Origin of the sequence: Agrobacterium sp. ST15.13.013, from assembly GCF_027956525.1 — a bacterium.
Taxonomy (GTDB): Bacteria; Pseudomonadota; Alphaproteobacteria; order Rhizobiales; family Rhizobiaceae; genus Agrobacterium; species Agrobacterium salinitolerans.
The window spans coordinates 162,922-173,755 of the sequence record NZ_JAQKGP010000011.1 but is presented as its reverse complement, the minus strand read 5'-3'; the positions used below and the strand labels follow the sequence as shown (position 1 = coordinate 173,755).

The following is a 10,834-nucleotide window of genomic DNA, read 5'->3' as shown; positions in this document are numbered from 1 at the left end:
AGACGCTCGAGCGCCTTGCAAACGGCTGGCCTAGCAGCGAAATCCATACCCTTATGCCGTGGAGCTACAAGGCCTGAACGGCCTCAGCTTGCCGCTTACGCATCAGTTGAGCACATGCTTACTTAAACGGAAATACGGCCCGCGAGGGGCCGTATTCCAAGTTTGGGAGGGGATTTCTGTCTTATACGCGCAGAAGCGCGTTATCGGTGTCGAACGGGCTCTCTTCCACCACTTCAGCATCGTAGGACGTGCCGAGAATGCGGATCTTGAGCTTGGTGCCCACGGCCGCATATTCCGGCTTGAGCATGGCGAGTGCGATGGATTTGCCCATGCGCCAGCCGAAACCGCCGCTTGTCGCACGCCCGGCAAGCACACCGTTCTCATCGAAGATCGCTTCAGAACCGCGCGCATCGACGTCTGTATTGCCAGACACGGTCAGCGTCGAGAACACCCACTTCGCACCGGCTTCCTTGTAAGCCACCAGCGCATCGCGGCCGATGAAGGATTTTTCCGGGCGCACGAAGCGATCAAGACCGGATTCATAGGCGTTGTATTCCACCGACAGCTCGCGGCCCATGTTGCGATAGGATTTTTCGAGCGACATGGAGACCATGGCGCGGATACCGAATGGCTTGATCCCGAATTCGGCGCCCGCTTCCATCAGCCGGTCGAAGATGTAGTTCTGCATCTCGATCGGATGGTGCAGTTCCCAGCCAAGTTCGCCCACGAAGTTGACGCGCAACGCATGCGCCGTCGCCACGCCGACGGAAATCTGCTTGCCGGTAAGCCAGGGGAAATCCTTGTTCTCAAGGCTCGTGCGTGTCAGCTTCTTCAACAGATCGCGCGACTTCGGACCGGCAAGAACCAGCACGCCGTATTTCTGCGTGATCGGCTGCAACACCACAGAACCGTCGGTCGGGGCAAGGCGGCGCAGAACGTCATGGTCATGCGCTTCGAGACCACCGGCCGAAACCATGTAGAAGCGGCCCGGCGCCCATTCATAGACCGTGAATTCCGCTTTCACGCCGCCATTCGGCGTCAGGAGATGGGTAAGCGCGATACGGCCGCGCTTCTTCGGGATGGCATTGGCGAGAATGCTGTCCAGCCAGGCCCGTGCGCCGGGGCCGGAGACTTCCATCTTGGCAAAGGCGGACATATCGAGCACGCCGACATTCTGATGCACATTCTTCACCTCGTTACCGACATGTTCGAAATAGTTCGAACGGCGGAACGACCACTTTTCAACGATACGACCGTCATCCAGAGCCGGCGCATGGTTGTGGCTGGTGATGACATCGGCGCCAACGCCGAGGTCTTCCTCGCGCAGAGCATAACCCTCCGGCGCATACCAGTTGGCGCGCTCCCAGCCATAGACGGAGCCGAACACGCCGCCGAGCTTCTTCAGACGGTCATAAACCGGCGTCGTCTTCAGCGGACGGGCGGCGGAGCGCTCTTCATCCGGGTAATGCATGGTGAAGACGTTGGCATAGGCTTCCTCGTTCTTGGCGATGAGGTAACCTTCCGTTGCGTAGGGGCCGAAGCGGCGCGGATCGACACCCATCAGGTCGAGCGTCGGCTCACCATCGACGATCCACTCGGCCAGCTGCCAGCCAGCACCACCGGCAGCGGTGATGCCGAAGGAATGGCCTTCGTTCAGCCAGAAATTCTTCAGGCCCGGTGCAGGGCCGACAATCGGGTTACCATCAGGCGTATAGGCGATCGCACCATTATAGACCTTCTTGATGCCCACTTCGCCGAAAGCCGGAACACGCACCATGGCCGTTTCGATATGCGGCATCAGGCGGTCGAGTTCCTCCTGGAACAGCTCATATTCGCTGTCATCGGAAGGACCGTCGACATAACAGACCGGCGCGCCGACTTCATAAGGACCGAGGATCAGGCCACCCGCCTCTTCGCGCATGTACCAGGCAGAATCGGATTCGCGCAGAACGCCCATTTCAGGCAGGCCCTGGCGGCGACGTTCCTGAATGGCCGGATGCGGCTCCGTGACGATATATTGGTGCTCGACCGGAATGACCGGGATATTGATGCCCACCATCTCGCCGGTCTTGCGGGCAAAGGAGCCCGTGCAGGAGATTATATGTTCGGCGATGATCTCGCCCTTGTCCGTTGTCACCTTCCAGTGACCGTCTTCCAGCTGCTCGATGGCGGTGACTGTGGTGTTGCGATAGATGGTCGCCCCGCGGTCACGCGCGCCTTTGGCCAGCGCCTGTGTCAGATCGGCGGGCTGGATGTAACCATCGTCAGGATGCTGGATGGCGCCCAGCAGGCCGTCCGTCTCACACAGCGGCCAGATTTCCTTCACCTGCTCCGGTGTCAGCATGTTGACGCGCACACCGATGGTCTCGGCGATGCCGGCATAATACATATATTCGTCCCAGCGATCCTTTGTGCGGGCGAGACGGATATTCGAGACCTTGGAGAAGCCGACATTCATGCCGGTCTCTTCCTGAAGCTCCTCATAGAACTTCACGGAATATTTGTGGATCTGACCGACCGAGTAGCTCATGTTGAACAACGGCAGAAGCCCGGCCGCATGCCAGGTGGAACCCGAGGTCAGCTCCTTGCGCTCGATGAGAACGCTGTCGCTCCAGCCCTTCTTGGCAAGATGATAAAGCGTCGAAACGCCAACGACGCCGCCACCGATCACCACCGCCCGTGCATGTGTCTTCATTTACAGAACCCCTGAAAAGCGCCGGCCTTGCCTTATTCCGCCGACATTGGATGGGAGGAATATGAAGCGCTTGGCGGCCGTTCAGCCGCCTGATTGCGACATGGCCATAGGGTGCTGCGACAGGCGTGAAAATGCCGAGCATGCCGGACGAAGATCGCATAGCTCCACGGCTCGTTTCTTCTCCCGCCGGAAAAAAGGCGACAGGCCGCAAATCCATGCCCGATAGCTTCGACGCCTGAGGCAAACAGCAATCTAGGCTTTTACGCGCCCGGCTTCTCCTTCGGTTCGGTCACCTTGCCGTCTTTCGAGGTTTCCTTTTCCGGCGCAGAAGCCGCGCCGGTATGGGCCGCCTGCGCTTTTTCGCCCTCTTCCGAAAGCAGCGCCGCCATCATCTGCGGGTTGGCTTCGCCCTCCATGTGAATATTCAGATTGCGCTGAGGGAACGGAATATCGATCCCTTCCTCACGGAAGCGCTTGAGGATGGCGATCCTCATCGCATTTCTCACGCCGAGCCCGTTCGAAAGATCGGCAAGATAGAAGCGCAGTTCGAAATCCAGCGAAAAATCACCGAAACGGACGAATTCCACGTGTGGCTCGGGATTGCGCAGCACCGGCGGCTGGGCGCGCACCAGTTCCAGCAAAATGTCCATGACCTGCTGCGGATCGGAATCATAAGAGACGGAAACCGGTATTTCGGCGCGCATGATGCGGTTGCGGTGTGTCCAGTTGCCGACGGAGGAATTGATGAATTCCGAATTCGGCACGATGATCGACTGACCACGGAAGGTTTCTATCTCGGTGGCGCGCACGGAGAGCCGCTTGACGGTGCCCTCCGTGGTTCCCGTCACCACCCAGTCCCCTACCTTGAAGGGGCGCTCCACCAGCAGGATAAGGCCGGACACGAAGTTCGAGACGATGTTCTGCAGGCCGAAACCGATACCGACAGAAAGGGCGGAAGCCACCAGCGCCAGGCTGGAGAGATTGAGACCCGCCGAAGACACGCCGAAGATCGCCGCCACAGCGATACCGAGATAGCCGATACCGGTCTTGACGGAATTGCGCACCCCGGCATCCACCTGGCCGCGCGCCATGACGTTGTTGTCCAGCCACCTCTGGAACCAGCGGGTAATGGTGTAACCGATGGCGAAGACGAGGATGCCGCCAAATATGCCGATCAGCGAAATAGAGGCATTGCCGACGGTGATGCCGGTCAACAGACGATAAGCCCAGCTTTCGATATCGCCCGGCTGGAAGCCCCAGGAAAACAGGATGAGCGGCACGCCGAAGGCCAGTGCCACGATATAGATGCCGAGCCCGGCGGCAAGGCCGGCCTGATCGAGCGCGACCACGCCCAGACCGAAACGCCGCGCGAGATAACGACCGGCAAGAGATTCTGCGAAAGCGCCCTGTCGCGAAATCGCCTTGCCCGAGAGAATGCCGATATACATTGTCGCCAGCACCGCGCCGGTGGCGACGATCTGCGTGGCAAGGAAGCGCGCAAGCCCGACATAACCGGTGAGGCAGGCGCCGATGAGAACGAGGCCGCCCACTCGCAGCAGGATGACGAGCCAGCGCGGCAGGCGCTGGTTGCCGGTCTCATAATCCTGCCCCTCGCCGATCACCGGCCGCAGGAACGACACGGTGAGCAGGATGAGGCCGATGATGATCGAGGCGACGAAGCTCTTGGCGACGGTCACGATCAGCGGCGAATAAAGCGTCTCGCTGATCGTGCCGAACAGGTAATCGAGACCATTGACGAGCGCCATCAGCAACACCGCCGAGGACAGCGTATGCGCGCCCTTGTTGGATACCTTCACAAGGCGCCATTCCGGCTGTGTCGGCGCAAAGATCGCATAGCTCAGTCGTGAGACGAAATAAACAAAACCGGTGATCGCCATCGCCCCGAACAGGATAGGCGCGATGTCCGACCGCAGCACGTTGAAATTATCGAGGAAGAAGGCCGAGGTGACGAGAAACAGGAACAGCGACAGCGACTGCACCATGGTTGACCAGAAGGCGACCGAAAGCCGTCTCAGATAGGAAGGCTCGCCCGTAAAGGCCCGCCGGTCCATACGGCTGCCGAAAAAGCGGTAACCCACCACCAGAAACAGCAGCCCCGCCATGATCGACAGCATCACCGCCCCGAACATCGGCAGGCGCTTGTAATTCCAGACGAAGCCTGCCCAGCTGCTGAAGGCGTTGTTGAGGTTGGTCAATTCGGTCAGAAAGGCGGAGGACGCGTCGCCCAGCGTCTGCGCCGAAACTTCCGTGCGCTTGAACAGCGTGGCGGCGAAAAGCGCGCGGCGAACGGCGGTGATGTTGTTGGCGATCTGTGCGGCATTGGTGGCCGTGCTCTCCACCTCGCCGGCAATCGCATTCACCTCTGCCCGTTCCGCCGTCAGCCGGTTTCGCTCCTCCGTCACCATGCTGGCTTCCGGCGGCTGGTCGTCCGCAGGCGCCGCACCCAGCGCATCCAGCCGGGTCTTGATCTGGTCGAGACGGGTGCGCAGCTTGGTGTTGGCGGCGGCGGCATCGGCGGCAATGGTGTCGGCGCGGCCCTTCAGGTCCACTAGCTGCGCATCGTCGCGGCCGCCGGCTTCCACCTGTTGGGCGATAGCAGCGACATCGCCCTTCCATTTCTCCAGCTCCGCCCTCGCCTGTTCGACGGTCGAAGCCTGGATAGCCACCGGCGCGGGCGATGTTGTTTCCCCTTGCGCTGCCGCCGGCATTGCCGACAAGAGACCGCCGGCAAGAAAAAGCACCACGGCCAGTATCGTCGCCATGGCACTCCTCTGCCGCCGATCCGGCGCCAAGCCGTCGAAAACCCTGCCGTCCATCAATCCGCCGAACATCAACCGCACATCCACGCCTTTCGTTTTTTTGCACCGCATCAGGCTTTTTAGCGCCTGCCGCGCGGAAAACCACCCGCGTTGAGGGAGGTTTTCAGGAGTTTGCCTTGCTTTTCACCACGAAAATCATCACCTTCGATGGTGCAGCAACATGGGAGGAAATCATGGAATCTGCTGGCATTGGCTGGATCGCAGCCATCATCATCGGTGGTGTCGCCGGGTGGCTCGCCGAACAATTCATGAAAAGCAATATGGGTGTTTTCATGAACATCCTTCTTGGAATCGTCGGCGCGATCGTCGCCAACGCCATTCTTTCGGTATTTGGAATCGTTCTGCAAGGTTGGCTCGGTTATCTCATCGCCGGCTTCATTGGCGCCTGCATCCTCATCCTTGTCGGCCGGGCTTTCAGACGCGGGTAAAGAAAAGAAAAAATCCGTAAAACCGCGGATTTCCAGGATTTTCCAGCGCGACTGAAATTTTTTCGTCACAAAAATCGAAGAAATTTCATTTCCGCGCTGGACAAGCCCAAACTTCCCCTTTATACGCCCCCTCACACCGCCACACGGTGCCGGTCGGGTGATTAGCTCAGTTGGTAGAGCAGCTGACTCTTAATCAGCGGGTCGTAGGTTCGAGCCCTACATCACCCACCAAATTCTCTTATTAAAGAACTGAATAATAAGAGAATTTTGCATGCCGTCACTATTTATGTCCGACAATTGTTTCTAATTTATATTCCGTTCTGTTCTCTTCTGTATATTAACAACAGCTGCCCGACGACAAAGCACCAGAATGGACCGCCTCAGTATTTTGTCTGGAACGTTTCAGCCTGCTGCATCGTGAGACGTTCCAAGTGTAACTAACGACTCGACAGTAAACCCAAGTCATGCGCAAATAAGACTATCCATACACACTCTCTTGGATGGGGCTGATGAGAAGGGTTACCTGTGCCGCGTTGTTTCTCTGTCTCGGGACCGTTCCAGTGTGGGCGGAAACATCGTCCCAAGAGACAATACTATGGAAAGATCTACCGGGATGGTCGGTGCGCATGGACCCTTCTATGGGTAATGCATGCTACGTCTCGAGTGTCTATCAAGACGGAACAGTTGTTCGCCTAGGGTTCAATTTCCTCAACGACGTTCGCCAGCTTTATTTTTCTTTGGGCAACGCCAAGTGGAAATCCCTTGAGGCCGGTAAAGAGTATCCTGTTCGAATTCAATTCGACAACAACACTCCTTGGGATGCAACGGCTTCGGCCATAAACATGAACTCCGTGAATCATCTCCACATCAACACGAAAGACGCTGACTTCGCTCAAGAGTTCAGCAAGAAACTTGGTTTGCGTGCATACTACGCGGGGAAACAAATCGTAGCACTCCGGCTCAAAGGAACCTCGAGGGCGATTGAGGAGATGCTGAACTGTCAGGACACCGTAACGAAGTATCTGAACTCGAAAAGCGCCCCGCCAAAGAACGCCGATCCGTTCGCAACCACTCCTTCCGTTAAAACTTCTGAAGATCCATTCGAGTTGTAAAACGCAAACATCAAACCCATCACCGGTTCCTATGCCTTCGCACGCCGCCCGCGTGTTGGCGGTTCGCACTGTCGCCCCGACGAAAAGCATGCCCCGGGATTTCAGTAGCTCTAAAAGCTGGAAACAGGCCCTCCACCGGCAACCTTTCCCCAAAGCTGTCTCAATCGTCCTTATGATCGGGATCATGAGATTGCTCATCAACATATTGCTTTTTATTCTCGGCGCGGTCGGGAGCGGGATATGTGCGTTTTTATTATCGGCAGCGCTCGCCGATTCTGGATTTCTCGGCTCCTGTTTTGAGGGAAATTGCGCTTATGCGGCGCTTTTCATGGTGCTGCCCGTCACATGGTTCGTGCTTTTTGCGCTGTATGTGATGGCGCTGCTGATCTGGCGGCGAAAGCCTTTCCGGAACGGAAGGCTCTGAAAACGGGACGGCGACGTCATCGCCGCCGCGCACGCGTTGACAGCGCTTACGACTTGCCGCTAACGTCCTGCCGCTGGGGGATTCGCTGCCAGTGATATGCGGGGCTCATGAGCAGACCCGATATCACCGGCCTCTGAATGTACATGTTCCGATTTGCGTCTCGCGTATGATGAGCATGACGGAAAACAGGGAGACCAAAAGATGCGGGCCTCGATCAATTCCCCGTCGCTTTCGATCGACACAATGGACTATCAGGCCGAGTGCCAGTTCGCGCTGGAGCCGTCCATTCAAAAGCTGATGGAAAAAGCCGAACATGCCGGCTGGAACCGCCAGCAGGCCGCCCTTGCCATCGTCGCGCTCGCCAGCGAGCATCTCACCGATCTATTGTCCGCCGGCGACATTCCCGCGCCGGATCAACGTCCCCTCTCCTGATCTGCCTGAAGCCGGGCGGATCAGCGCCGGCGTCATCGAAACATCATCGCAAAAATCAACACAGCAGGTCCGGAGTGTCCCTGTCGACACTGCCGGAACAAGGTTTGTGCTGTGAAGGTCGACGTTTGGGGCAAAAGCCGATGCCTCGCGCACCCGACACTGCCTGTCGCGCGCCTGTCCGCTCGTTATGCCAGGCGCCTAACCGCCTGCCGGCAACCCTGCCATAGTGTTGACACAAGCCACCAATAATGAGAACATAAAGTGAACATTATGGAGGTCAGCGATGAACACAGCAGACGCAGCCATAGAAAATGCCCTCTCCGTTGTCGCCCGCTCCCGCGATATGCGCGAACGCGCGCTCGAGCGGCGGCGTGAGCTGCAACGGCGAACGGAAGTCATCGTCACCCGGCCGCTTTACGTCCTCAAAAAGAACGAAGGGCCGAAACAGCTGTCGCTGAAACTCGACAGCTAGTCGCCGATGCAAATAACCGGCAGGCGCAATGCCGTGAAAGCGGCGACCCGTCTTCGTCCAAAAAGCAAAAATCCCGTGCGCATCACCTCATGCACGGGATTTTAAGAATGAAGAGGTTATTATTTTTGTCTATTGCATGCGCTGCATTGCGGCTTCCGGTTCGCCGGTCGTCGCAACCGTTACAGGAAGGCGGTCGGTCTTTTTCAGGATGACGACTGGCTTTTCCACCGGATCTGTCGGCGGAACGATGCTTGCGGTTTTGAATTCGCGATCTACGGCAGGAACGGAAGCGTTGATCTGTTGATGACCTGCACATTCCGCAAGCGCTGCACTGGCCGAAAAACCAAAGACAGCGGCGATAATGAGAACTGATTTCATGTCATTCTCCCTTCGCTCTTGTGGCAATCTCCAGTCTATGTGGAGACGGGCCCGATTGAAAATCACACTTTAGAGACATCTAAAGCTCATCATCATGTCGGCAGTCGTCATTTTCGGTGTGCGGGCAAGTCGAGGGGCGATTGCATCGTCCTATTTTTCCCGTACATCCAGTGGATTTTGGCAAAGCGGTCTGCGAAATATCATCGCCACGTAACTTCCCTTCAGGGAAATGAGACTGGGCGTATAAGTCGAAACCTTCTCCGCATTGGCGGCCTTGATGGTTCTTCCCTCAGAGGGTTTCTGCTGCATGGCGCGCCTCCTTCCATCAGCGATAACGAAAATACGCCGATCTTGTTCCGATCACGGTTCCGTTGGTATGTACGAGAATGAAAGCACCGCCCTGGATGCCGCAGCACCCGGCGCTTGAAAAATCCACCCAAAAGCTCTATATCGTCAGGCGCGGGGACGACCTCGGCCATATCGGCGACAGCATGCGGGACGGCCCGGTCATATACCGGAGAATGAAATGCGTTCCCTGCAAGATCGTATCCGCCACGCGCTCAGCTTTGAAATTATCGGCCTCATGCTCGTCATTCCCCTGGGCGCGCTGCTTTTCGGCATGCCCATGGAAGATATCGGCATCGTCGGCCTCGTCAGCGCCACGCTCGCCACGATCTGGAACTATGTCTATAATCTGGGCTTCGACCACGCCATGCAGCGCCTGAAGGGCACGACGCTGAAAACGCCGGCCATTCGGGTTGCCCACGCGGTGCTTTTCGAACTCGGCCTGCTGATCGTGCTGATGCCCTTCATCGCCTGGTATCTGAATATCAGCCTTGCCCACGCGCTGGTGATGGATATCTCCTTTGCGCTGTTTTACGTGGTCTATGCTTTTGTCTTCAACTGGAGCTACGACCGGGTTTTCCCACTGCCGGAATGGAAGTCGCAGCAGGACGCCGCCTGAGAGGCGGCGGCCACAGCCGACATAGGCGGTTCAGCGCAGTGACGCCTTGAAGAAGCTCACGAGATCAGCATTGAACCCGCGATGGAACTCCACCCGGTCGAAGCCTGCTGCGTCGCTGCAAATCTGGGGCGCGGCTTTTTCCATCTCCGCCGGGCAAGGTGCGATGAAGGAAAAATGCGCCGCCCCCTTCACCATCCGATAATCCGGTTTCACCGGCAGATCGTCACGCAGTCTCGCAACATCCTGTGGCGCGACACCATCCCCGCCGCGCTCCGAACTCCAGAGTTGGACGGGGATCGTGATATTCTTCAGCTCACTCGCGCCGGGAAAGGCATTCAAGGGGTCCGCGGCAACCACAGCCTTTATCCGCGCATTCTGACCGCCATGCTGCGGTAATGTCGTCTTCTGCCGCATCTGCGTGCAAATCGGCGCCTGCGGGTCGGGACAGGGCAGTCCGGCATTGGCAAAATCAGGCATGCCGCCGGCAAGCACCAGCGCGGTATAACCGCCGCGCGAAAATCCAAAAACGCCGATCCGGCCGGCATCGATGGAACCGGCTCCGCTAAAACCTTTCAGCAGATGATCGAGCAACCGGGCAATATCCGCCGGACGGTCCGTCAGCGCGGAAAGTTCGCCGGCCTTCTTCATGTCAAGCGCATTGTCTCCGGGGTGACTGATCGCCGCAACAATGAAGCCGGCATCCGCCAGCGCCGCCGCCGTATCCCGATGGCTGAAATAGGTACCGCCAAAGCCATGGGAGATGACGACGAGCGGATATTTGCCATCAGGAACAGGGCAATCGCGCACAGCGGACAAGATAAAGAGACCGATCCTGACCTCTTCCGGCGCAGTCGCGCAGGGCGACCACACTGCAGCCTTCATGGCAGCTTTGCCATTCGCCGATGGAACATCGATCAGCCGGAGACCGGCCGCCATGGCGGCACCCGTTCCAGACAGGGCGGAAAACACAAGGCAAAGCAGCAGCAGAAATCGCATCACCAACTCACGGATCGGGCTCACGGATCGGGACCATTATGCATAGGCCGATCAGGTGACCGGCGCTACGCGAACATAAAGCGGTTTCCTGTG

The 10,834-nt window shown here is 57.9% G+C and carries 11 protein-coding genes and 1 tRNA gene; 7 read left to right on the top strand and 5 right to left on the bottom strand.

Annotated elements, in window-relative coordinates; translation table 11 throughout:
• Positions 1-181: 181 nt before the first annotated feature.
• Positions 182-2,695: a GcvT family protein gene (locus PL597_RS13580; protein WP_077982206.1), complete on the bottom strand. Its 2,514-nt coding sequence runs from the start codon at positions 2,693-2,695 to the stop codon at positions 182-184.
• 260 nt (positions 2,696-2,955) lie between these two features.
• A complete protein-coding gene (locus PL597_RS13575) occupies positions 2,956-5,586 on the bottom strand; it encodes a mechanosensitive ion channel family protein (RefSeq protein WP_170985509.1) in 2,631 nt (876 codons plus the stop codon).
• Between the two features lie 122 nt (positions 5,587-5,708).
• Between PL597_RS13575 and PL597_RS13570 the strand changes: the two genes are divergently transcribed.
• The 6 genes from PL597_RS13570 (at position 5,709) to PL597_RS13545 (ending at position 8,403) form a co-directional block, all read left to right on the top strand.
• Positions 5,709-5,963 (top strand): GlsB/YeaQ/YmgE family stress response membrane protein, encoded by a 255-nt coding sequence (locus tag PL597_RS13570; protein WP_077982907.1) that lies wholly within the window; start codon positions 5,709-5,711, stop codon positions 5,961-5,963.
• Between the two features lie 155 nt (positions 5,964-6,118).
• Positions 6,119-6,194, top strand: a tRNA-Lys gene (locus tag PL597_RS13565).
• Positions 6,195-6,589: 395 nt separating this feature from the next.
• On the top strand, positions 6,590-7,075 hold the full coding sequence (locus PL597_RS13560; RefSeq protein ID WP_080816927.1) for a hypothetical protein: 486 nt from the start codon (positions 6,590-6,592) through the stop codon (positions 7,073-7,075).
• A 172-nt stretch (positions 7,076-7,247) separates the two neighbouring features.
• The gene (locus tag PL597_RS13555; RefSeq protein WP_137410446.1) at positions 7,248-7,499 is read left to right on the top strand and encodes a hypothetical protein; all 252 of its coding nucleotides are present in this window, start codon (positions 7,248-7,250) and stop codon (positions 7,497-7,499) included.
• Positions 7,500-7,700: 201 nt separating this feature from the next.
• Positions 7,701-7,931: a hypothetical protein gene (locus PL597_RS13550; RefSeq protein WP_077982205.1), complete on the top strand. Its 231-nt coding sequence runs from the start codon at positions 7,701-7,703 to the stop codon at positions 7,929-7,931.
• 283 nt (positions 7,932-8,214) lie between these two features.
• Positions 8,215-8,403: a hypothetical protein gene (locus PL597_RS13545; protein WP_077982204.1), complete on the top strand. Its 189-nt coding sequence runs from the start codon at positions 8,215-8,217 to the stop codon at positions 8,401-8,403.
• A gap of 129 nt (positions 8,404-8,532) precedes the next feature.
• On the opposite strand, the gene PL597_RS13540 is transcribed toward PL597_RS13545, so the two are convergent.
• On the bottom strand, positions 8,533-8,781 hold the full coding sequence (locus PL597_RS13540) for a hypothetical protein (RefSeq protein ID WP_269834562.1): 249 nt from the start codon (positions 8,779-8,781) through the stop codon (positions 8,533-8,535).
• A gap of 150 nt (positions 8,782-8,931) precedes the next feature.
• Complete coding sequence (locus tag PL597_RS13535) at positions 8,932-9,090, bottom strand: hypothetical protein (protein ID WP_162854283.1); 159 nt, start codon at positions 9,088-9,090, stop codon at positions 8,932-8,934.
• A 217-nt stretch (positions 9,091-9,307) separates the two neighbouring features.
• On the opposite strand from PL597_RS13535, the gene PL597_RS13530 reads away from it, so the two are divergent.
• Positions 9,308-9,745, top strand: a complete 438-nt coding sequence (locus PL597_RS13530) for a PACE efflux transporter (protein WP_137410448.1) — start codon at positions 9,308-9,310, stop codon at positions 9,743-9,745.
• Positions 9,746-9,775: 30 nt separating this feature from the next.
• Here the strand turns inward: PL597_RS13530 and PL597_RS13525 are convergent, their stop codons facing one another.
• Positions 9,776-10,741 carry an alpha/beta hydrolase family protein gene (locus tag PL597_RS13525; RefSeq protein WP_271365370.1) on the bottom strand — a complete coding sequence of 322 codons (966 nt, stop codon included), beginning with the start codon at positions 10,739-10,741 and terminating at the stop codon, positions 9,776-9,778.
• Positions 10,742-10,834 lie beyond the last annotated feature (93 nt).

What these genes read in the sequence shown, in the direction of transcription:
- PL597_RS13580 (WP_077982206.1), bottom strand. Translation starts at nt 2,695, where the DNA reads ATGAAGACACATGCACGGGCGGTGGTGATCGGTGGCGGCGTCGTTGGC.
- PL597_RS13575 (WP_170985509.1), bottom strand. Translation starts at nt 5,586, where the DNA reads ATGCGGTGCAAAAAAACGAAAGGCGTGGATGTGCGGTTGATGTTCGGC.
- PL597_RS13570 (WP_077982907.1), top strand. Translation starts at nt 5,709, where the DNA reads ATGGAATCTGCTGGCATTGGCTGGATCGCAGCCATCATCATCGGTGGT.
- PL597_RS13560 (WP_080816927.1), top strand. Translation starts at nt 6,590, where the DNA reads ATGGACCCTTCTATGGGTAATGCATGCTACGTCTCGAGTGTCTATCAA.
- PL597_RS13555 (WP_137410446.1), top strand. Translation starts at nt 7,248, where the DNA reads ATGATCGGGATCATGAGATTGCTCATCAACATATTGCTTTTTATTCTC.
- PL597_RS13550 (WP_077982205.1), top strand. Translation starts at nt 7,701, where the DNA reads ATGCGGGCCTCGATCAATTCCCCGTCGCTTTCGATCGACACAATGGAC.
- PL597_RS13545 (WP_077982204.1), top strand. Translation starts at nt 8,215, where the DNA reads ATGAACACAGCAGACGCAGCCATAGAAAATGCCCTCTCCGTTGTCGCC.
- PL597_RS13540 (WP_269834562.1), bottom strand. Translation starts at nt 8,781, where the DNA reads ATGAAATCAGTTCTCATTATCGCCGCTGTCTTTGGTTTTTCGGCCAGT.
- PL597_RS13535 (WP_162854283.1), bottom strand. Translation starts at nt 9,090, where the DNA reads ATGCAGCAGAAACCCTCTGAGGGAAGAACCATCAAGGCCGCCAATGCG.
- PL597_RS13530 (WP_137410448.1), top strand. Translation starts at nt 9,308, where the DNA reads ATGCGTTCCCTGCAAGATCGTATCCGCCACGCGCTCAGCTTTGAAATT.
- PL597_RS13525 (WP_271365370.1), bottom strand. Translation starts at nt 10,741, where the DNA reads ATGCGATTTCTGCTGCTGCTTTGCCTTGTGTTTTCCGCCCTGTCTGGA.